The following is a 21,560-nucleotide window of genomic DNA, read 5'->3' on the forward strand; positions in this document are numbered from 1 at the left end:
ATACTACTTAATTGTGACGTTAAAAACGTGTTCGTCCGGAGGTAAACATCTTTCAGCGTCACAAGCCATAAATTCAACCGTTCCTTTTACAGTGGTTTGGCCTTTGTTTAATTTTACTTTCTGCTGGAAGGTAACCTCTTTTGAATAATACGGAACATTCATATCAAAAGCTTTCTCAAATTTCGACTGCGGTGCAGGAGCTGCAACCTTGCCGTTCGGGCTATAATCTTTAGATGGTGTGAATGCAAAGGACGTGGCAATTGGTCCACCGTCGGGGACATTCAATCCATATATATGCCAGCCGTTATCAATAGTGGCTTTAATAAATACAACAGCTTCTTTGTCATTTAATTTTTTAGATGCAACGCTCCATTTTACAGGGTTGTATATTTGGGCTACTGCACCAGCCATGGTAAATAACACGGCAATAATTAATAAACTTACTTTCTTCATTCTAATAAATTATTTTATTGCTAGATTCTCTACATGAGACTATTTCAATCTTGTAAGGTTTAATTTTACCCAACGCGGAAAAAATTATTTCCAAAGTTAGGTAGTGTATAAGTGATATACAAGTAAATTATATGTTATAATGGATTATATGTCGTAAGTGTCCTTGTTTTACAGATGACAAATTTAGCGGCTATAGCTTAAAACTAATCTCTTTGAGATCAAATAATCGTTCTTGGTCATTGATTAATATTTTTAATTTGCCATCGCCTTCTACGCCTTGTATAATGCCTGAAAATGTTTCTCCTTCAATTTCATAATATGCGGGTATCTCCTTTCTAAACAGACAATCATTGTAAGCATCCAATAGCTGCTGTGTGTCTTGCAAATCAATGCTTTCATAGAGTTCCATTATTGTTGAAAGAAGCGATAGTCCATATTCTTCAAGGGACTGCGGCGGTGTAGTCGGTTCTTCGATGTAAAGGGAAGTCGCTTTGTCCTGTATCGCTGTCGGAAAGGCTTGTTGTTTAATGTTTATACCAATACCAACTACACTTGAACGGACATGATATCCAGCTAATTGGTTTTCGATTAATACGCCACCTAATTTCTTTCCATTGGCATAGATGTCATTAGGCCATTTAATCTGTACATGCGGAAGTATTGTAGCTGCCCAACGTTGGATACCCAAACAAATTAGCATATTTAAATTAAACGATTGGTGTACGGAGAAGTCTTTTGGATACAGGGTTAAACTGATGGCTAATGTTTCGGAAGGCTTGCTAAGCCAGGAGTTTCCCCGTTGACCTTTTCCCTTCACTTGGTGGATTGCCATAATGGCAGTTGCCTCGGGAAGTGGCTTAATATTTGACAAAAGTTCTTTTAAATAATCATTGGTAGACGTTACTTCTTCCAATACAATTAAATTTTGTCTAAGGTAAAGTCGGGAAAATGTATTATTTTGCAAAGGAAAAATATTTAAACACATAAATATCGTTCAAAACTAACATTTTTTAATGAATAAAGATACAAAAAAGGATTTGTCGGGTAGACTTGCGGAAGTGGTAGTACACGGCATGCAAGAGAAAAAGGGCAATGATATTGTGCGGATGGATATGAGGAACGTTAATGCCACCTTATCCGATTATTTCGTTATCTGTCACGCGGATTCTGCAACTCAAATCAATGCCATAGCGAATAGTGTAGAAGAAGAAGTTTATAAAGCTTTTGGGCAGGAACCGTGGCGGAAAGAAGGTCATAACAATGGTGAATGGATCCTGTTAGATTTTGTAGATGTCGTTGTTCATATCTTTAAAACAGAAAAAAGAAGCCATTATGGCATAGAAGATTTGTGGGGTGACGCTCATGTCGAGACGTACCAAAGCGCGTAAAGATTTAGAAAGTAAGAGAAATAGATATAATAGATTGTAATGAAGAAAATTCCAAGTAAAAAAGTAACTCCTGTTCCACCCAAATTTAACATGATGTGGTTATGGATATTGATTATCCTCGGGTTCTTTGGACTGCAGTACTTTTTTAGTAGTGATAAAACCGAAGAGATTACCTATCAGAAATTTAAGGAAGAGATATTATTGACGGGTGATGTTGACAAGCTTGTAGCCTTTAAGAGTAATGATCTGGTTGAGGTTGAGGTATACATTAAGAAAGATAAACTTAAGGAAGACAAGTATAAAGACGTAGCTCCTAGTCCGAATGCACTATTGTTGGCTCCTGACATGGGGCCCCAATATAGGTTTAAGGTACTTCCTGAAGTGGAATTTAGTAAAGAACTGAAAGACTTACAAGCGGGATTACCAGAAGGTCAACAGCGTATTGAACCTCAATATGAAAATAGATCTAATCCATGGGCCGGTTGGTTCGTCTCGTTTATGCTTCCGTTATTAATCATTGTTGCGATATGGATGTTGTTAATGCGTCGTATGGGAGGTGGTGCCGGTGCCGGTGGTGGTGCAATTTTCAATATCGGAAAATCTAAAGCTCAACTTTTTGATAAAGAATCTCAGATAAACATCACTTTCAACGACGTTGCCGGCTTGGAAGAAGCGAAGACGGAGGTCATGGAAATTGTGGATTTTTTGAAAAATCCAAAAAAATATACCGATTTAGGTGGTAAAATTCCAAAGGGCGCCTTGCTTGTTGGTCCTCCAGGTACTGGTAAAACATTGTTGGCAAAAGCTGTGGCTGGAGAGGCTCAAGTACCCTTCTTTTCCTTGTCGGGATCGGACTTTGTGGAAATGTTTGTGGGCGTTGGCGCCTCTCGTGTACGAGATTTGTTCAAACAAGCCAAAGAAAAGGCACCTTGTATTATATTTATCGACGAGATTGATGCGATTGGACGTGCCCGTGGTAAAAACTCTGTTATGGGTGGAAATGACGAACGTGAAAATACACTGAACCAACTATTGGTGGAGATGGATGGTTTCGGTACGAACTTAGGAGTCATTCTCTTGGCAGCTACCAACCGTTTAGATGTATTAGATCAAGCGTTGTTGCGCCCTGGTCGATTTGACAGACAGATTTCTATTGATAAACCGGATTTGATCGGACGTGAGCAGATATTTAATGTGCATTTAAAACCATTGAAACTTTCGGAGGAAGTGGATGCGAAAAAGCTTTCGGCGCAAACACCGGGTTTTGCGGGGGCAGAGATTGCTAACGTGTGTAACGAAGCAGCTTTGATTGCGGCAAGGAAAAATAAGCAATCTATCTCCATGCAAGATTTTCAAGATGCAATCGATAGGGTCATCGGTGGCTTGGAGAAGAAAAATAAAATTATCTCTCCAGAGGAAAAGAAAATTGTGGCTTATCATGAAGCTGGACACGCAATTACAGGTTGGTTCTTGGAATTTGCTGACCCCTTGGTTAAGGTTTCTATCGTTCCGCGTGGTGTGGCAGCGCTGGGTTATGCGCAGTACTTGCCGAAAGAACAGTTTTTATATACTACGGAGCAACTGCTGGATAGTATGTGTATGACGATGGGAGGGCGTGTCGCGGAAGATATTACTTTCGGTCGTATAAGCACGGGCGCACAAAATGATTTGGAAAGAATCACAAAACTAGCTTATGCAATGACGGCTGTGTATGGTATGAATGATAAAGTGGGCAATGTATCTTTCCGTGATAGTTCCGGAGAAACCCAGTTCCACAAGCCCTATTCTGACCAAACAGCAGAGTTAATCGATCAGGAAGTGAGAAACTTAATTACCGCGGTGTATGACAGAACTAAGCAGCTTCTATTGGACAAGCAGGACGGTCTGATTAAAATCGCGGAGAAGTTGTTAGAAAAGGAAATCCTGTTTCAAAGTGATTTGGAAGAAATTTTGGGCAAACGTCCGTTTGAAAACCGTACAACATATGATGAATTTGTAAACGGTGGGGCAGATGGCGGAGGTGTTCCACAAACTGATTTACCATTGAAACTCCCACAGGACGAGAGTAAAAATAACGATACAAAGTCGGAAGAGTAGAGGATACCTCTTTCCTTTGGAGAGGGGGTAGGGAGAGGAATATGAACATTCGAAATACGACGGCTAAAGAGCGGATGCTAAAAAAGATTCGTCAAGCTTTGCTACAGAAGCGAGATAATCCACATAGCGACTTTGAGGATTCTCCGCTATATAAAGATGAGGAAGAACCTTTAGATGTCACCTTTGCACGGGAGTTTACGCAAGTTGAAGGTAATTTTGTGTATTGCGATGGTGAAATTTCGCTTATCGAAAACTTGATACTTTTAGCAGAGAAGCTGCAGATAAAAAAAATTTTAGCCTGGGAGCCTGAAATACAAAAAATGTTAGGACAATATGGTTTCCCGATTTATACGACCGATCAACAATTGGATACCGCAGATGCAGGAATTACAACTTGTGAAGCGCTTATTGCACGCAACGGAAGTATTGTGTTGTCCAACGGAAACGAGGCTGGTCGCCGACTGAGTATTTATCCACCCATTCATATCGTGGTGGCTAAAGCCTCCCAATTGGTTATGGATATTAAACATGGATTACAGCGGGTGAACGAAAAATATGGAGATAAACTCCCTTCTATGATTTCAACGATTACCGGACCTAGCCGAACAGTAGACATCGAGAGAATGTTGGTGGTAGGCGCACATGGACCCAAAGAACTATACGTCTTTTTGATAGAAGACAGATTTTAATCTATACACTTTTATGTTATACTACCTTTATGCCACTCCCGTTGCTTCCGTGATTTTTGTCTTGACAATAGCGTTGAGTTTGTATGTTTTTTCCAATCCGCAATGGTATACAAAGTTAATGCTCCATCCTTATACGTTGCATAGAGATAAGTCAAAATGGTACATGGTTTTTACGAGTGGTTTAATCCATAAAGATTGGATGCATCTTATTTTCAATATGATGACTTTCTATTACTTTGGGTTCGGTCTGGAGAATATGTTTGTCCAATTTAGTGGAGCATTGGGGCATATGCTTTTTGCCGGACTTTATGTTGTCAGTTTGATTCTTAGCGATATACCTACATTGATTCGGCAGAAAAACAATCCTGGTTATTATAGCTTAGGAGCCTCGGGCGCTATTTGTGCTGTTCTCTTTAGCTTTATTATGTTTCAGCCGAAAGCGATGCTTGGACTCTTTATGGTTATTCCAATCCCCGCTTATTTGTTTGCATTCCTTTTTTTAGGATATTGTATCTGGGCATCTAAAAAGGCATATGATAATATCAATCACGATGCCCATTTATTCGGTGCGCTTGCTGGTATAGGGCTGACAATATTACTGTACCCGTGGTCTATTGGCCATTTGATTGAGCAGTTTTTTTGATCCCCTCACCCCGCCCAATTCTCTCGATCCAAACTTCTGAAATGAATAGCCTCTGCTAAATGTTTATTTTCAATTTGTTCTGAGCTATCCATATCGGCTATGGTGCGCGATACTTTTAATATGCGATCATACGCTCGCGCAGAAAGTCCGAGACGTTCCATTGCTGTTTGTAAAAGTTGTTTGCCCGAACTACTGATTTGACATACTTGGCGTACGGTGCGTGTGTTCATTTGGGCGTTGTTGTGAATATTGGGGAAATCTGCAAAGCGCTTTTCTTGAATTTTACGCACCTGTATAACCCTTTCTCGGATAACTTCGCTTTTCTCGGTATTTCTTGTGCCGGAAAGTTCGTTGAATTCAACAGGCGTCACTTCGACATGTAAATCTATGCGGTCTAACAGCGGGCCGGTAATTCTGCTAAGATAATGGTGTACAGCGGCACTTCCGCAGATGCATTCTTTTTCCGGATGATTATAGTATCCACATGGGCAAGGGTTCATTGCAGCAATCAACATAAAACTCGCCGGGTAATCAACGGAAAACTTGGCACGTGAAATCGTAATATTTCGGGATTCTAGGGGCTGTCGCATCACTTCTAGGACAGATCTTTTAAATTCCGGAAGTTCATCCAAAAACAATACACCATGATGGGCAAGTGAAATTTCTCCCGGTTGTGGAGAGGAGCCACCACCAACGAGAGCGACATCAGAGATTGTATGGTGCGGAGCTCGGAAAGGACGAACTGTCATGAGGGAAGAGAGGGCATGAAGTTGACCCGAAACGGAATGGATTTTGGTGGTTTCCAGCGATTCATCTAAATGAAGCGGAGGGAGAATAGTGGGGAGGCGTTTCGCAAGCATCGTCTTACCTGCACCGGGTGGACCGATTAGAATGACATTGTGCCCTCCCGCAGCTGCGATTTCTAAAGCCCTTTTTATATTTTCCTGCCCTTTGACATCGGCGAAATCGACATCATAGTTATTTATATGATGTAGAAATTCCTCTTCAATGTCAATTCGAACCCGTTTTAGTTTTTGTTGTTCATTAAAAAAATGAATGACATCTTGCAAGTTGTTCGCAGCCAATACTTCCAAACCTTGAACAACCGCAGCTTCCCGCGCATTAGCTGTTGGCAGAATAACACCTTTGAGTCCATCTTGTTTGGCTTGCAAGGCCACAGAAAGAGTCCCTTTTATGGGTTGAATATCACCATCTAGCGATAATTCTCCCAACATCATATACTCCGTTAACGATGTTCCCTGTACTTGGCCTGATGCAGCCAAAATGCCTAGTGCAATAGATAAATCGTAGGCGGAACCTTCTTTGCGAATATCTGCCGGAGCCAAGTTGACGACTATTTTTTGACGAGGCATGCGATATCCTGCGGTCGTAATGGCACTTTCAATACGATGCAAGCTCTCTTTGATAGCACTATCCGGTAATCCAACAATGTAATAATGTATTCCAGGACAAACAAGTGTTTCTACAGTAACAGTAGTTGCATTTATGCCGTATACGGCACTGCTAAAAGTTTTGACGAGCATAGCTATATGTTAAAATGGTTACTTAAAAATAGACAAAAAAATCGATACAACATAAAATGGTCGGAAATATGTTACTTTTTAGCAAGATTTTTGTTTTCTTTTTTGAAAGAAAGCTGAAGCCCAAAATACTTTTGTATTTTTAAAACGATTACGAAGATTATTTGTTTATTGTATAACTTAGATTAATCTTCAACCCGGTAAATGGAGAATTATTTAAAAGACAAGAAATATGAATGAGAACAGTAAAATAGTAACTGCGTTATTAGCAGGATTAGCGGCGGGAGCAGTCGTAGGATTATTGTTTGCCCCTGATAAAGGATCAGAAACAAGGGATAAGATAAATGAGTCATTGTCTGATTTGGGCGATGCCATCAAAGAGCGTGCAGAAGAACAGTTTGGCCAGCTAAGTGAGCTTAAGGATAAATTAATAGGTTTAGTGAAGTCGAAAGTGTCTGAAGTTGAAACTATCGTCGATGACGAAATAGAAGAACACGCCTAACATAATACAGTGGAGACGCAACATCTTGCATCTCCACTAATATACTGTAATAAAATAGATGTTGATGGAAGAAGAAAAATTTTCGCTTAGTGGCGCATTTCAAAAAGGTAAAGAATACGTAGATACCCAAATTAAGCTATTGCAGTTGAAAGGACTAGCGAAAGGGTCACGGATAATCAGTTCCTTGGCGTTGGACGTCGTGAAGATAATATTTACTTTATTCATCGTTTTTTTCTGTTCTTTGGCATTAGGTTTTTATCTTGGAGAAGTATTGGAAAGCAACGCCTTAGGGTTTTTGTTAACGGGTGTCATTTTCTTCATACTCGTTTTACTGATCCGTGCTTTTGAACCGGGATTGGAGAAGATGTTTATGAACCTCACTATTCGCAAGGTGACGAGTAAATGGCAGGGAGAAGAGGATGAAGATATCATAGAAGAGAAAATCAAATCAAGCGTAAATGAAGAGTTCACCGAGAATAAATAACTTATCTGATTTACAAGCCGAGATTGCTCGGCTTAATGTGAGGAAAAAGGAGCAAGAAGCGTATTTGACAGATCAATATAACCTGTTGAAAGTAAAAATAAATGCACCTGTTCGATTTTTTCAGAGCATTACTTCTCATGTTCCGGGCGTCGGTATGCTGAAAGGTTTTACATCAGGTATCAGTAAAGCTGTACAGAGTAAAGATGCCGATTGGTTGACGAGAGTTTTGCAATTAGGCGCGCCGATTGTATTAAATTCAACCTTACTCCGTAAAGCAGGTTGGTTTAAAAAGGCCTTGGTTTTATTGGCTTCAGAAACGGCCATAGGACAGGTGAATCAAGATAAGATCAGCGGACTGGTAAATAAAGTTACCGCTTTTATAAAACCTAAAAAGAAGAAAAAAAAGAAAAAGCCAGAAGATGATATAATAGAAAAAATAGCGGTTATGGAACAGCAATCTGCTATTTTGGAAGACGAGCGCTATACCGGAGCTTAAAAATTAAATTATCTCTCTATTTAGAAAATCCTCGTAAGCTAAGACTATTCCCTCTCGTAGGGAAGTCCTATGCCACCACCCTAACGCATGTAATTTGTTAACATCCATGAGTTTGCGAGGAGTGCCATCGGGCTTACTCGTGTCGAAGCGGAGTTCTCCACCATATCCTACAATTTCACGCACGAGATAAGCCAGATCCCGGATGCTGATATCCTCTCCTACGCCTACATTAATAAATTGCTCATCATTATAGTTTTGCATTAAAAAAACACAGGCGTCACCTAAGTCATCTGCATATAGAAATTCCCGAAGCGGCGAACCGGTTCCCCAAATATTCACTTCGTTTATTCCTGCTATTTTCGCCTCGTGAAAACGGCGGATCAGTGCAGGTAATACATGTGAATTTTGTGGATGGTAGTTGTCATTGATACCGTATAGGTTGGTGGGCATTACGGAGATGAAATTACATCCATATTGTGAACGATATGCTTCGCACATTTTAATGCCAGCAATCTTGGCAATTGCATAAGGTTCATTGGTAGGTTCCAATGTGCCTGTCAATAAATAATCCTCTTTGAGAGGTTGCGGAGCAAGTTTTGGATAGATACAACTGGAACCTAAGAATAAGAGTTTTTTGACGCTCTGAACATAAGCTTGATGGATTACATTCGTTTGGATCATGAGGTTCTCATACAGAAAATCGGCGCGATAAGTATTGTTTGCCACAATACCGCCGACTTTGGCAGCCGCCAAGAATACGTATTCCGGTTGTTCCTCAGCAAAAAAGGTTGTCACTTCCGATTGATCGCGCAAATCGAGTTCTTTTGACGTACGTGTGATAAGCTGACGATATCCTTCTTTTTCCAGTGCTCTTACAATCGCCGATCCCACCATACCTCGATGTCCCGCAACGAATATTTTAGCTTCTTTTTCCATTGATTCCTACAAATATAAGGTTATTTTTGCGAACAAATTATTAGAAATGGGTAAGGATAAGTTACGGAAATTTGCGGAAGTGGCCACATTTAAAAATGTTGTCCAGTTGGATGCTGGGAAAGGCTATAAAGGAGAATGGGCATCTAAGTTCTTTGGAAATAATAATCCCGTTGTCTTGGAACTTGCATGTGGCAAGGGTGAATATACCGTCAACTTGGCGAAAATGTTTCCCCATATCAATTTTATCGGTATCGATTACAAAGGAAACCGTATCTGGAGAGGAGCAAAAACAGCATTGGAAGAAGGAATCAACAACGTGGGATTTCTTCGAATTCAGATTGAAACCATATTGGAGCATTTTGCAGAAAACGAGATAGATGAAATATGGATTACTTTTCCTGACCCTCAGCCACAAGATAGCCGGGAGAAAAAGCGTTTGACCAATCCTAAGTTTTTAGAAAAATATAAAACACTACTGAAAAATAAGGGCATTATGCACCTGAAAACAGATAATGATGGTTTTTATGCCTATACCTTAGAACAGATTGCATCGCTTAACCTTCCTAAAATAAAAGATACTACAGATTTGTACCACTCGGAGTTAGTGGATAACGTTTTATCCATCAAAACATATTATGAGCGTAAATATCTCGCCGGTAATAAAAATATTAATTATGTGCAGTGGCAGTTTTAGATAGTGCTACCGCTATAACCCTATCTATCCCTAAACGTGTAATAATAATCTTTAATCACGACATCAATAAATTCTTCAGGTCGCATTTGAGGCTTCACGTCCAGTAGCTCTACTAGTTTATTGCTCAATGCCAAAATGATATTGTAATCTTTGCGCTCGTAGCCTTTTTTGTATATATCTTTAATGATATTTGCATCTTTGTCTGACAATCGCATTACCTGGGGGAAAGTAACCGTATATTCTTGTGTAATTTCGGCAAATAGCGTTTGTTGCAATGCCATGTTTTGTTTGGTGCTGATGACAGTGGTGTCGGCAGCAATATCGCCTATGCGTTGTGCATTTTTGGTGGCAATGATACTGCTAATGCCTAAAGCTCCGGCACATAAAAAGATATCAACAATAGAACATACCCAACGCATAAAATATTGATAGATAGATGCTCGTGTGCCGTCAATTTTCACTACTTTAATATGCATAATCATCTTTCCTATAGTTTGCCCATTAAAAAAGGTTTCCATGAGAAATGGATAAAAAAATGCGGGAAGTAAAATGAGCATATAAATACCCGTGGTCAGCCATGGATCACTTGTATTAAAAAGACCGAGCCGGGATACCGTGTAATAGACCATTATTGCATAGCATATAATGATGAAATAGTCGACTGCAAACGCGATAATGCGGGAGCCGAGTGAAGCTAAATTGTATTCAAACTTTACGTTCTGAGGAGTATTAATGGAGAGTTTGTGCATTTTATTAAAACGTTAATATTTCCTATATTAGCTTCGAGTAGACGCTACTTTCTTAAGCTTCTTCTCATTAATTTGTTTTATTTAAAAAATAAAAAATTAAAAGACATAATGAGAGAAGCATCCTTTATTGAACGAAATAAAGAAAAATGGATCTTAATTGAAAATAATTTGAGAAATAAAATCAATGTAGATCCTGATGTGCTCGCCTCCGATTATATCGAACTGACTAATGACCTGGCTTATGCGCAGACATTTTATCCGCGATCAAAAACAAAAGATTATTTGAATGAATTGGCCATATTGGCTCATCAGCAATTATATCGTGATCAAAAATCATCGGAGAACCAATTCAAACGTTTTGTACAACAGGAGATTCCAGAAGCGATATGGCAGTTGCGGCGTCCGCTGCTCTATTCTTTGTTAATTTTTTGTTTAGCCATTGCTATTGGATTCATTTCCGCCCAATACGATTTGGATTTTGTACGTTTAATCTTGGGCGATTATTACGTAGACATGAGTATAGCGAACATTGAATCGGGGAATCCTGCTGGTGTTTATCAAGGAGGGAGCGAAGTCGGTTCCGCTTTGGCGATTACGATTAACAATGTTCGGGTAGCTTTTCTGGCTTTTGTATTAGGAGTCTTTTACAGTATTGGTACGGGCTATATATTATTCAGTAACGGGATCATGGTAGGCGCTTTTCATCATCTGTTTTTCCGTTATGGCGTGATGCAGGAAGCCATGTCGGCTATTTGGATTCATGGTGCTATTGAATTGTCCGTGATTGTGATCGCGGGAGGCTGCGGTCTCGCGATCGGAAACAGTATATTATTCCCGAAGTCCTATACACGGCTAGAATCATTCAAACGTGCAATGAAAACCGCTTCTAAAGTATTGGTAAGTACCATTCCGTTCTTTATTGTGGCCGGCTTTTTGGAAGGCTTTGTGACAAGACATTATCAGGTTTCTATATGGTTATGTATCAGTATTATTATAGCTTCGTTTACGGCTATTATCTATTTTTATATAATCAGACCTTATCAACTGGCAAGAATTAACGGATGGAAATAGATTTCGAATTTCGGAAAGAACGAAAGTTGAGTGAAATTGTTCAAGATTTCATCAACCTCTTGCGGCTGGTGCTACAACATTTTTTTCAAACCATCTTGAAACTTGCTATTGTTCCGTTGTGCCTTATGTTGATTCTTATCTATTACGGAACGACCAAGATCAATTTAACCGCAAGTCAAAGTTGGGCAGAATCAATGGATCTTATATTCATAGCAATTGCTGCGTTATTCGCACTTCTGTCGGTGAGTATGGTGTTTTTCGGGCTAGCGATTGAATATTTTATCTTGCTAAAGAATAAGAGGGGGACTGATTTTGATTCTCACGATGTTTGGCAGGCATTTGTAGCAAATTTGGGAAAATATTTTAAATTCTTGCTGGTAAGCATTGTAGCCTCTATTATTCTATTTATTCCCATGATGTTTGCCATGGTGATTTTGATGTTCATTCCGTTGATTGGTAGTTTTGCAGTTGGAATTTTGGGAGCTTTTGTGGGTGTTTGGTTTTTTTGCGCTTTTTTGTTCTATCGAGAAGGATATATGCCCGCAAGCAATGCCATACAACAAAGTTTCTCCATCTTAAAGAAAAAAATCATCGATTATAGCGTTTCCTCTTATGTGGTCAGTTTGGTATTCCAGACACTTCTTGTGATGCTCACTTTAATACCATCTCTTATTATCGGGATTATTGCCTACAACACAATCGGGTTTGAAAATACATTTTTTGATAGTATGGCGGGACGGACGTTTACTTCCATTGGTGCTACTTTGTTGGTTTTGCTTTATATCGTGTATTATATGTTTACGGTTTTGGTGTCGGGAATTATTTATGAGACAGCAAAAGAAGTGACATACGGTGAGGATATATATGAAAAGATACAAAACCTAGGGAGGGAGGAAGATGAGCAATAGAATTCTTGTGATCTTACTTTTGCTATGGAACATTTCCCTCGGCAACGCGCAAGATTCCATTGAATCAGTGCCTCCTATACTGGAAGATAGTATCATGGTAAAAGCTCCGCCACAGGATTGGATAGATTACATGGAGGATGGGTATTACGACACCATACCTTGGATGAGCCAGATTCCACATGTGGATACAGCGGCATACGCTGAATTGATAAAACGCTATCAAGATGAGGCGTTTGATTATGATAAGAATAGCCCTAATCGTATTGGTTTATTCAAAAAAGTGTTAGATCGGCTAGGCAGGATGTTGGACAATTTATTCCCCAGTAGAGAATATTTTCAGTTTGCTGATGTGGTGTACAAGCTGTTGGCGGCGGTAGCATTGGTTATTTTTCTCTGGATTATTTATCGTGTGTTATTTTCGGGTAAGCGTTTGTTAGTAAAGGATAAAGACGAGGACGATGTGTCTGACGAAATTAAATTTGTAGAGAAAAACCTATTGGATATCGATCTGGCAAGTTATATCGAAAAAGCCCAGCAAGAGCATGACTTTGCATTGGCTATTCGCTATCTCAACCTGCTGAATATACAATTATTGGCAAAGCGGGAACTGATTCATTGGAAATATACGAAAACACATGTAGAGCTTATTGAAGAAATAGAGAATGAAGAACTACAACGTGATTTTACGCGAAATGTCAATATATACAACCGCGTATGGTACGGAAATATGCCTATAGATAAAACCAAATATGAGGAGTACGCACCTTATTTCTTAACTTTTCAATCAAAGTGGCGATGAAGAATTCTGGGAAATTTGGTCTTATACTACTGGGTATGACAGTCTTGATTATTGCTTTTATTGATTTGGCAAGCGATAAGCAGGTTGATTGGTCACAAACATACGACCAACGAGATAAAATTCCTTATGGCTTATATGTGACCCGTGAGGAATTGCCAAAAATATTGGGGAATGAGGCAGAGATTGAAGATTTCACATCGACCAACTACGACTTTCTGAAAACGTTTTTACCTGGAAAGGAGCAAGGTAGTCTGGTTTATGTGGTGAATGGATTTTACGAAGGGAAGGAGGTAACGCGAGAGTTAATAAATTTTGTAAAAAAGGGAGGTGAAGTGTTTATTTCTGCTAACAGTTTTCCGCTTTATCTTCTCGATACACTAGGGATAAAGCAGCAATATCATTACCCTTACAACTTTGGTGAAGTATTAAATGTAGAGGATCGTCCGTTCTCACTGGTAGACGGTAAGACGGCTTATTATAAAGATTTGGAGTACCCCGGATTATTCAGTAATCTAGATACGCTAAACACCCATATTATTGGTTATTATGAAGTGGAAGATAAGGAAATACCTAACTTTATTGAAATTAAAAAAGGGGAGGGCCGTTTCCTTTTGCATCTGGAACCGCTCATGTTTACCAATTATTACATGTTAATGGAGGATAACTTTATATATGGAGCAGCTGTACTAAAGTTGCTTTCCGGTAAAGAGATCTATTGGTTTGATAGCACCTTTAAGAGAGCGGTGGAAGCAAAGACACCGTTGCGGGTATTGTTGCAAAATGATGGATTGCGTCAAGCTTGGTATATTTTACTTTTTGGTCTTATCCTGTTTCTTTTGTTTAAAAGTAAACGGGAACAACGGGCCGTCAATGTCGTGGAGCCGGAACCAAATTTATCCAAAGAATTTGCACGTACAATCGCTACTTTATATTATGAGAGTGGAAATCCGGGCAATCTTATCCAAAAAAAAGTAGAATACTTTCTGTATGATATCCGAACGCATTTTCAATTGGATATTCTGCAATTGGAAGACGATTTTTTCGCGAAGCAATTATCGTTAAAAGCCGGCGTTTCGTTGGAAGAGTGCGAAAACTTGATTAGGCTACTTCTCGGATATCGAAAAATGCGTGCGTCTACAGATAATGAATTGATCGAGTTAAATAAAAGAATTGAAGAATTTAAACATAAAGCGAATATGCTATGAGTGAACTAGGAAATAAATATGAGCCCAGTTTTGAAAACAGGATAGATTTAACCGAACTGAAAGAAAAGATGGGCGCCGTGAAGCAAGAGGTTAAAAAGGTCATTATAGGTCAGGACGAAGTTATTCATAAACTTTTGATTGCCATCCTAGCTACCGGACATTCGTTAATCGAAGGGATGCCAGGTGTGGCAAAAACATTGACGGCAAAGTTAATAGCAAAGGCGATTAAAGGTGAATTTAAGCGTATACAGTTTACGCCCGATTTGATGCCTTCGGATGTAACGGGATCTTCCGTGTTAGACCTAAAGACCAACGAATTCGAATTTAAGAAAGGCCCGATTTTCGGTAACATTGTCTTGATTGACGAAATAAACCGTGCGCCGGCAAAAACACAATCATCGTTATTCGAATGTATGTCCGAAAGACAGGTGACGGTGGATGGGACTACGTACCCTGTTCCGGCACCGTTTGTTGTATTTGCTACACAGAACCCTATAGAACATGAAGGAACCTATCGTTTGCCCGAAGCGCAATTAGATCGTTTCTTGTTCAAGATTAATGTGGATTATCCGGCGATAGAGCAGGAGCTGAATATATTGCGTGAACATCATGTGCAAAAGGCCAACAATAAGGAAGATTTGGTACAGCCGGTAGTGGGTATCGACGAATTAATCAGCTTTCAGCAGTTGATAAAGGCTGTTTATGTACACGAAGATGTATTGGTTTACATCGCACAAGTGGTTTATCACACACGTTCAAATCCAAATCTTACATTGGGTGCTTCGCCGCGCGCCTCGATTGCTTTGTTGGAAGCTTCAAAAGCCAGTGCGGCTCTTCAAGGGAGAGACTTTATTACACCAGACGATGTTAAATATGTCGCTCCTGCTATACTAGGGCACCGCGTATTACTGACTCCTGAAAAGGAAATGGAGGGTTTCACGAGTGATTATATCATTAAACAAATTGTAGACAGTATCGAAATTCCGAGGTAATGCGTTTTATCCGTAGTCTGTACGTAACCAATCAGTTCTTCTATGCGCTGCTTTTATTAGCGACATGCTTTGTGCTGTCTTTTTTTATTAAAGTTCTATTTCCCTTTGTGATCGTGCTTCTCTGGTTATTTGTTGCAGCATGTTTATGGGATATCCTATTTCTTTACTATAATAAGAATAAGGTAGTTATACAACGAAATTATCCTGAAAAGCTGTCGAACGGAGATGAGAATGAGATGGAGATTCAGTTGACCAGTAACTATCCTGCAAAAGTTCGTGTTCGTCTTTTAGAAGAATTTCCGATACAGTTGCAACTGCGGAATATCGAATTGGAATCAACAATTTTACCACGAGAGGTTAAAACGATTAGCTATCAAGTCCGCCCAACGTCTCGGGGCGTCTACGCTTTTGAAAGGTGCCATGCCATGGTGCAGCGACTCGGCCTGTTTGAAAGGAAGTTCACGTTGAATGAACCGCTACGATTGGCATGTTATCCCTCTTTTATCCAGATGCGCAAGTATCAATTATTGGCAACTACGGATAGACTCGTGGAGCTGGGGATTAAGCGCATTCGAAAAATTGGGGCTACCTTGGAATTCGACCACATACGGGAATATGTGCGAGGAGATGAATACCGGCACCTCAACTGGAAAGCAACAGCCAAGCATAAAAAACTATTGGTTAATCAGTATCAAGAAGAAAAATCACAGCCTATTTACGCGCTCATCGATACAGGCCGGGTCATGCGCATGCCTTTCAACGGTTTGACCTTGCTCGATTACGCCATCAACTCGACATTAGTTTTAGCGAATGCTGCTATTCTGAAACAGGACCGTGCAGGTATGCTCACATTTTCCAAAACAGTATCGGATCATATCCCGGCTGAGAAACGTAATAACCAGATGCAACTGATTTCGGAAAAGCTGTATAACGTCACCACTGATTTTGAAGAATCGGAGTTCGGCAATCTATACGCATTCTGTAATAAACATATTAATAAGCGTTCCTTATTGATGTTATATACAAATTTCGAAACGATAGATGCATTGTCTCGCCAAATGGCATATCTACGTATGTTGGCCAAGACACATATTGTCGTCGTGGTCGTATTCAAAAATACGGAATTGATTGATATGGCGAAAGAAGAGGGACAGCGAACCATCGATGTCTATAACCAAATCATTGCACAGAAATTTGTATACGAAAAGCATCAGGTTATTCAAGAATTGCACAGACAAGGGATTCAAACCATCTATACATCGCCGGAAAACCTAACGATTAATGCCATTAATAAATATTTGGAAATAAAAGCTCGAGGATTGCTATAAAAGTTATAAACTATACGTAGCGGAGCACTTCGCCGTTTCTTCCACTTTACAGGAAATCAACCGAACAGGGTAATCTTTTAGTTGCTGTGGTCCGATACGTTCCACCAGATACTTTGCCATGTTTTCCGCTGTAGGATTGAAAGGTACGACCACAAGGCTGTCACGAGTTACTTCCTGCAATTGCGGCAATAACTCATCTTTCTCCCAGATTAAAAATTTGTGATCAAAATGTTCTTCCAGCCATGCACAAAGTGTGGTTTTGATAACAGAAAAATCAACCACCCGACCTATTACGTCCAATTGATCGGCTGCTATTGTGAAATGTATACGGTAGTTGTGGCCATGTAGGAAACGGCATTTGCCTTCGTGGCCTACTACGCGGTGTCCACAGGATATATCGTGGTATCTTTCTGCAAGAATCATAGTACAAAGATAGTATTTAAATCAACTCCATTTGGAATAAATCAGCGATATGGCCTTTGAGTTTGGTTTTAACCTCTTCCATATCCAGTTTGTGACCGAGTTCACGTTCAAGTGAAGTAACATCCTTGTCCTCAATACCACAGGGGATGATATTGCCGAAATAGCTAAGATCTGCATTGACGTTGAAAGCAAATCCGTGCATCGTTACCCACCGGGAAGCACGAACGCCCATAGCACAAATTTTACGTGCTTTATCATTGTCCGCATCTAGCCAGACACCCGTATATCCATCGTAACGTCCTGTTGATATGCCGTATTCGCCACAGGTTCGGATAACAGCTTCTTCCAGTGTACGCAAATACAAATGTATATCGGTAAAAAAATTATCCAAATCTAAGATGGGATAGCCTACAATTTGTCCTGGCCCATGATAGGTAATATCCCCACCACGGTTAATTTTATAAAAGCTGGCGTTTTTCTCTTTCAAGCCTACTTCGTCCAATAGTAAGTATTCCTCATGACCACTTTTACCCAAGGTATATACATGAGGATGTTCTGTAAAGATAAGATGGTTGGGCGTAGGATGAGTGGTGCCGTTGATCCGGTTCTCGTTCTTAACCGCCACTGTCTGGTTGAAAACCTCTTCCTGACGGTCCCATGCATCCTGATAATCGACCAATCCCCAGTCAGTGAATTGTACTCGTTTGTTCATGGTTAATATAACAGATTATTATACGGATAGCGTGCCGTATGCATTTTGGAGATGATCTCGTACAATTTCTGTTTGAATTCCTCGACATTGGTTTTTTCGGTAGCAGACAGGAAAATTGCCGGATCGGAGTTTTTTGCCATCCAAGAGTTTCTGAAATCTTCAAGCGTAACATTAATTTCCTCACCATCCTCATCAACCTCCACAGGAGCTTTATAAGCATCTATCTTGTTGAAAACCGTGATAACGGGTTTGTCCAGTGCACGGATATCTTTCAGCGTTTCATTTACCGCGGCAATATGGTCTTCAAAGTTAGGATGGGAGATATCGACTACATGTATAAGTACATCCGCTTCGCGAACCTCGTCCAACGTGGATTTAAACGACTCCACCAAATGGTGTGGCAGCTTGCGGATAAATCCTACCGTGTCCGAAAGTAAGAAAGGCAGGTTGTCAATGACTACCTTCCGTACGGTTGTATCCAGCGTGGCAAACAGCTTATTTTCCATGAGCACATCCGACTTGGAGATCATGTTCAATATCGTGGACTTTCCGACGTTGGTATAACCTACAAGAGCGACGCGTATGAGCTCGCCCCGGTTTTTACGCTGCGTTTCATTCTGTTTGTCGATGACCCGTAATCGTTCTTTCAGCAGTGATATTTTATTGAGGATAATCCGTCTATCTGTTTCAATCTGGGATTCCCCTGGGCCACGCATACCGATACCCCCACGCTGACGCTCCAAGTGGGTCCACATACGGGTTAGCCGTGGTAACAGGTACTGTAATTGCGCCAGCTCTACTTGTGTTTTTGCCTGTGCGGTTTGTGCATGCTTGGCAAAAATATCCAGAATGAGGTTGGAACGATCCAAAATTTTACGTTTAAGTTCGCGTTCTACGTTGCGGAGCTGTGAAGGCGATAGTTCATCATCAAATACAATCATGTCAATCTCTTCGGCATCTGCATACTGCCGGATCTCTTCCAGCTTGCCTGTCCCTACGAACGTGGCATGCTCGGGTTTTGCTAATTTTTGTGTGAAAACACCTTGCACTTCACCTCCGGCTGTCTGCACGAGAAACTCCAGTTCTTGAAGATAATCTTTTGCTGTTTGCTCTGAAATATCGGGTGTTATCACCGAAACGAGTAAAGCTGTTTCGGGCTTAAGTGCTGTATCGTATATTTTTGTTTTTCCCATATATTATTTCCGTTCCTATAGCTTGTACAAATAGAACAAGCTTACAAAGATAATGGTTTTTGTGCTAACGTAGTGGAGATTCGTAACCGGAGGATTATGGGTAAGCTAAGGAAGACTTTCGTAATCTAGAGTTTCAATTCGCTTGGTGGGAAAGCCGACTAGATAAGCGACCTCATTAATAGACCGCTGTTCTTGTACAAGTAATTTTTTGGCCATTGCCACCCAGTTGCTCCAGCTGATACATCAGCGAATCGCTTCCACGAAAGGTCTCCGATTATTGGGGAATCGTGAATCGCTCCAGACACATGCTGAACGCCCGCGTTTTTTACCACTTCAGACCATGGGATGTCCCTATTTAGGCGGGCTTACCTATCGGATACAACGATAGAAAAGAAATGTAGTAGGAGTTACAAGATAATACAGGATTAATTTTTATTTAATCTTGCTGACAGATGACAATTGCTTTGAATATTCAATGTATACTTGCACACATTTTTAAATAAATATTATATGAAAAAGTTTTTACTTTCATTAGTCGCTTTAGGCGTATTTGGTTTTGCTCAGGCGCAAGACGGAGGTTTTCGTATCGGTGCACATGTTGGTTTGCCAGTAGGAGATGCGTCGGATGTATTAAGTTTTAATTTTGGTGCAGATGTATCCTATTTGTTTGATGTCGCTCCAGGATTTCAAGCCGGTCTAGCATCAGGTTATAGCCATTATTTAGGAAAAGATATCGATATGGGTTCGGTAGCTACATTGGAGGTACCTGACGCAGGTCTTATTCCTATCGCTGCTACCGGTAGATATCAACTAGCCCCTAGCTTTTTCGTTGCAGCTGATTTAGGTTACGGCGTGTTCGTAGGCGATTATGCTGATGGCGGTGGTTTTTACTATCAGCCAAAAGTAGGTTACAGCGCAAGCAAATTTGATGTTCATGCTGGATATAAAGGCATCTCTGATAATGGTACATTGGGTAGCATCAACCTCGGTATCAACTTTAAGTTCTAAGCAGAACTCTTTATGACTGAAAAGGGTCCTGTGCTCATAAGCGCAGGACTTTTTTTATGTTGACATTTACCTCCGAATCACTTTTACTTAAGGACCACCCGGCTTACGCCTTATCCTTATTTCTCCTTGAGGCCGTGCACCTCGTTCTCCAAAATAGCAAGCTGCTTTTCCAGCGAAGATATTGTTTTTTCCTGTGATGATATGACGAGCTTAAGGGCATCGATCAGTGTATGCTCGATTTCGTTGATTACAATCGGTTCTTGATAAGGTATGCCCTCGTCCCGCACTACAGCCGCTTCTTTACGATACATGGAACCCTCTCCAATAATTAACCATGCAGGATTAATATCCGGATATTTGGATAGAATAATGGCTACTGCGTCCGAATTTAACCCGGTATTCTTTTGCATGCCTTTAAAATTAGCATAGGAAAGCCCTAAATCTTGGAAATAATCTGTTTTGCTGATTTTCTTGCTTTCTGCGATCTGCAATACCCGTTCTTTAATATTCGACATTTTTTTATCTAAAAATTTTAGTAAGATATTTTATTATCTTATATTTGATAGAACAAATATAGAAAAATATCTAAAACACCTTTTGTAAACTGATTTATGATGAAAAATACACAAAAGAAACTAAAAGCAAAACATTTTCGCTACTTAAGCAAGCGATACATAAAGAACCCTGATCTCTTTCTGGAAGAAGTTTTGCATCAAAGCGGGCTAAACTGGTCCAGTAATTTCAACTATATGATCAATAGTTGTTTTTACCCGCCCATGCGTACAAGCACCACATTTGAATTTGGCTATATCTACATTCACCTTGCACAGATGATCGAAATTGGTGTTGTTTTTTTGGAACAATACAATCTGGAACCGATGGACAAAGATGATGTATTTCAATACCAATGTCTAGAAATATTTAATGCTGAAGTAGAAGATGCTCGCATTTTTCCGACAAAGTCCTTGCGCGCGTTTTACGGTTTCAAATCGCTTAAAGAATGGTATAACGTGCTGGATAATCTGCTCCTTTATAAGGATTACGGAAAAGACAATATGGAACAGATACAGCTATATCTGGAATACATTCCCATTCGGGAGTTTCTTGTCAAACTGCCGCTCGTGCTAAGCGAGATTTACAAGAGAGGAGGGCTGTGATTTTGCTCAGTTCGATAGTAAAGTCCAGCAGGGAGTACTGCGCCAGATTCCATATTTCAGTACCCTGCGGACTTTATTACATTGTTTTCAAA

25 protein-coding genes are annotated in these 21,560 nt (G+C 40.1%); 16 read left to right on the plus strand and 9 right to left on the minus strand.

Annotated elements, in window-relative coordinates:
• Window positions 1-3: 3 nt before the first annotated feature.
• Together FXV77_RS07600 and FXV77_RS07605 are read right to left on the minus strand one after the other, a co-directional pair.
• The gene (locus FXV77_RS07600) at window positions 4-453 is read right to left on the minus strand and encodes a protein-disulfide reductase DsbD domain-containing protein (protein ID WP_187444054.1); all 450 of its coding nucleotides are present in this window, start codon (window positions 451-453) and stop codon (window positions 4-6) included.
• Between the two features lie 190 nt (window positions 454-643).
• Complete coding sequence (locus FXV77_RS07605) at window positions 644-1,366, minus strand: biotin--[acetyl-CoA-carboxylase] ligase (protein WP_187444055.1); 723 nt, start codon at window positions 1,364-1,366, stop codon at window positions 644-646.
• A gap of 100 nt (window positions 1,367-1,466) precedes the next feature.
• On the opposite strand from FXV77_RS07605, the gene rsfS reads away from it, so the two are divergent.
• From rsfS to FXV77_RS07625, 4 genes are read left to right on the plus strand one after another with little or no spacing between them, the layout of a single operon-like run.
• Window positions 1,467-1,841, plus strand: coding sequence for a ribosome silencing factor (gene rsfS, locus FXV77_RS07610; protein ID WP_148918619.1), 375 nt, complete (start codon window positions 1,467-1,469; stop codon window positions 1,839-1,841).
• A gap of 39 nt (window positions 1,842-1,880) precedes the next feature.
• Window positions 1,881-3,938, plus strand: a complete 2,058-nt coding sequence (gene ftsH, locus FXV77_RS07615; RefSeq protein ID WP_148918620.1) for an ATP-dependent zinc metalloprotease FtsH — start codon at window positions 1,881-1,883, stop codon at window positions 3,936-3,938.
• Window positions 3,939-3,979: 41 nt separating this feature from the next.
• Window positions 3,980-4,627 (plus strand): LutC/YkgG family protein, encoded by a 648-nt coding sequence (locus tag FXV77_RS07620; protein ID WP_148918621.1) that lies wholly within the window; start codon window positions 3,980-3,982, stop codon window positions 4,625-4,627.
• Window positions 4,628-4,640: 13 nt separating this feature from the next.
• Window positions 4,641-5,270, plus strand: coding sequence for a rhomboid family intramembrane serine protease (locus tag FXV77_RS07625; protein WP_148918622.1), 630 nt, complete (start codon window positions 4,641-4,643; stop codon window positions 5,268-5,270).
• Window positions 5,271-5,275: 5 nt separating this feature from the next.
• Here the strand turns inward: FXV77_RS07625 and FXV77_RS07630 are convergent, their stop codons facing one another.
• Complete coding sequence (locus tag FXV77_RS07630) at window positions 5,276-6,814, minus strand: YifB family Mg chelatase-like AAA ATPase (protein WP_148918623.1); 1,539 nt, start codon at window positions 6,812-6,814, stop codon at window positions 5,276-5,278.
• Window positions 6,815-7,043: 229 nt separating this feature from the next.
• On the opposite strand from FXV77_RS07630, the gene FXV77_RS07635 reads away from it, so the two are divergent.
• The 3 genes from FXV77_RS07635 to FXV77_RS07645 all read left to right on the plus strand — a co-directional run bounded on the left by FXV77_RS07635 (window position 7,044) and on the right by FXV77_RS07645 (window position 8,293).
• Complete coding sequence (locus tag FXV77_RS07635) at window positions 7,044-7,313, plus strand: YtxH domain-containing protein (protein ID WP_148918624.1); 270 nt, start codon at window positions 7,044-7,046, stop codon at window positions 7,311-7,313.
• 64 nt (window positions 7,314-7,377) lie between these two features.
• A complete protein-coding gene (locus FXV77_RS07640; protein ID WP_246162341.1) occupies window positions 7,378-7,797 on the plus strand; it encodes a hypothetical protein in 420 nt (139 codons plus the stop codon).
• On the plus strand, window positions 7,772-8,293 hold the full coding sequence (locus tag FXV77_RS07645; protein WP_187444056.1) for a hypothetical protein: 522 nt from the start codon (window positions 7,772-7,774) through the stop codon (window positions 8,291-8,293). Before FXV77_RS07640 ends, FXV77_RS07645 begins: the two co-directional genes overlap by 26 nt.
• Window positions 8,294-8,296: 3 nt before the next feature.
• On the opposite strand, the gene fcl is transcribed toward FXV77_RS07645, so the two are convergent.
• Window positions 8,297-9,229 carry a GDP-L-fucose synthase gene (gene fcl, locus FXV77_RS07650; RefSeq protein ID WP_148918625.1) on the minus strand — a complete coding sequence of 311 codons (933 nt, stop codon included), beginning with the start codon at window positions 9,227-9,229 and terminating at the stop codon, window positions 8,297-8,299.
• Between the two features lie 46 nt (window positions 9,230-9,275).
• Here fcl and trmB point away from each other — a divergent pair, with 46 nt between their 5' ends.
• Window positions 9,276-9,923 carry a tRNA (guanosine(46)-N7)-methyltransferase TrmB gene (gene trmB, locus FXV77_RS07655; protein WP_148918626.1) on the plus strand — a complete coding sequence of 216 codons (648 nt, stop codon included), beginning with the start codon at window positions 9,276-9,278 and terminating at the stop codon, window positions 9,921-9,923.
• A 20-nt stretch (window positions 9,924-9,943) separates the two neighbouring features.
• Here the strand turns inward: trmB and FXV77_RS07660 are convergent, their stop codons facing one another.
• Complete coding sequence (locus tag FXV77_RS07660) at window positions 9,944-10,672, minus strand: RDD family protein (RefSeq protein ID WP_148918627.1); 729 nt, start codon at window positions 10,670-10,672, stop codon at window positions 9,944-9,946.
• Between the two features lie 108 nt (window positions 10,673-10,780).
• Between FXV77_RS07660 and FXV77_RS07665 the strand changes: the two genes are divergently transcribed.
• From FXV77_RS07665 to FXV77_RS07690, 6 genes are read left to right on the plus strand one after another with little or no spacing between them, the layout of a single operon-like run.
• On the plus strand, window positions 10,781-11,743 hold the full coding sequence (locus FXV77_RS07665; protein WP_148918628.1) for a stage II sporulation protein M: 963 nt from the start codon (window positions 10,781-10,783) through the stop codon (window positions 11,741-11,743).
• Window positions 11,734-12,651, plus strand: a complete 918-nt coding sequence (locus FXV77_RS07670) for an ABC transporter permease (RefSeq protein ID WP_148918629.1) — start codon at window positions 11,734-11,736, stop codon at window positions 12,649-12,651. Before FXV77_RS07665 ends, FXV77_RS07670 begins: the two co-directional genes overlap by 10 nt.
• Window positions 12,641-13,450: a hypothetical protein gene (locus FXV77_RS07675; protein WP_148918630.1), complete on the plus strand. Its 810-nt coding sequence runs from the start codon at window positions 12,641-12,643 to the stop codon at window positions 13,448-13,450. The genes FXV77_RS07670 and FXV77_RS07675 overlap by 11 nt, the downstream gene beginning before the upstream one ends.
• Window positions 13,447-14,655, plus strand: coding sequence for a DUF4350 domain-containing protein (locus tag FXV77_RS07680; RefSeq protein WP_148918631.1), 1,209 nt, complete (start codon window positions 13,447-13,449; stop codon window positions 14,653-14,655). The genes FXV77_RS07675 and FXV77_RS07680 overlap by 4 nt, the downstream gene beginning before the upstream one ends.
• Entirely contained in the window at window positions 14,652-15,647 is a 996-nt protein-coding gene (locus FXV77_RS07685; RefSeq protein WP_148918632.1) for an AAA family ATPase, read from the plus strand. The genes FXV77_RS07680 and FXV77_RS07685 overlap by 4 nt, the downstream gene beginning before the upstream one ends.
• Window positions 15,647-16,975 (plus strand): DUF58 domain-containing protein, encoded by a 1,329-nt coding sequence (locus tag FXV77_RS07690; RefSeq protein WP_246162343.1) that lies wholly within the window; start codon window positions 15,647-15,649, stop codon window positions 16,973-16,975. Before FXV77_RS07685 ends, FXV77_RS07690 begins: the two co-directional genes overlap by 1 nt.
• A gap of 3 nt (window positions 16,976-16,978) precedes the next feature.
• Here the strand turns inward: FXV77_RS07690 and FXV77_RS07695 are convergent, their stop codons facing one another.
• From FXV77_RS07695 to hflX, 3 genes are read right to left on the minus strand one after another with little or no spacing between them, the layout of a single operon-like run.
• Window positions 16,979-17,398: a 6-pyruvoyl trahydropterin synthase family protein gene (locus tag FXV77_RS07695; RefSeq protein ID WP_148918633.1), complete on the minus strand. Its 420-nt coding sequence runs from the start codon at window positions 17,396-17,398 to the stop codon at window positions 16,979-16,981.
• 16 nt (window positions 17,399-17,414) lie between these two features.
• Window positions 17,415-18,110, minus strand: a complete 696-nt coding sequence (gene lipB / locus FXV77_RS07700; protein WP_148918634.1) for a lipoyl(octanoyl) transferase LipB — start codon at window positions 18,108-18,110, stop codon at window positions 17,415-17,417.
• Between the two features lie 2 nt (window positions 18,111-18,112).
• Window positions 18,113-19,303, minus strand: coding sequence for a GTPase HflX (gene hflX / locus FXV77_RS07705; protein WP_148918635.1), 1,191 nt, complete (start codon window positions 19,301-19,303; stop codon window positions 18,113-18,115).
• 510 nt (window positions 19,304-19,813) lie between these two features.
• Between hflX and FXV77_RS07710 the strand changes: the two genes are divergently transcribed.
• Complete coding sequence (locus tag FXV77_RS07710; protein WP_148918636.1) at window positions 19,814-20,311, plus strand: hypothetical protein; 498 nt, start codon at window positions 19,814-19,816, stop codon at window positions 20,309-20,311.
• 116 nt (window positions 20,312-20,427) lie between these two features.
• Here FXV77_RS07710 and FXV77_RS07715 read toward each other — a convergent pair whose 3' ends face one another.
• The gene (locus FXV77_RS07715; RefSeq protein WP_148918637.1) at window positions 20,428-20,826 is read right to left on the minus strand and encodes a hypothetical protein; all 399 of its coding nucleotides are present in this window, start codon (window positions 20,824-20,826) and stop codon (window positions 20,428-20,430) included.
• Window positions 20,827-20,922: 96 nt separating this feature from the next.
• Here FXV77_RS07715 and FXV77_RS07720 point away from each other — a divergent pair, with 96 nt between their 5' ends.
• The gene (locus tag FXV77_RS07720) at window positions 20,923-21,468 is read left to right on the plus strand and encodes a hypothetical protein (RefSeq protein ID WP_148918638.1); all 546 of its coding nucleotides are present in this window, start codon (window positions 20,923-20,925) and stop codon (window positions 21,466-21,468) included.
• Window positions 21,469-21,560 lie beyond the last annotated feature (92 nt).

This window comes from Sphingobacterium phlebotomi, assembly GCF_008180195.1.
GTDB lineage: Bacteria > Bacteroidota > Bacteroidia > Sphingobacteriales > Sphingobacteriaceae > Sphingobacterium > Sphingobacterium phlebotomi.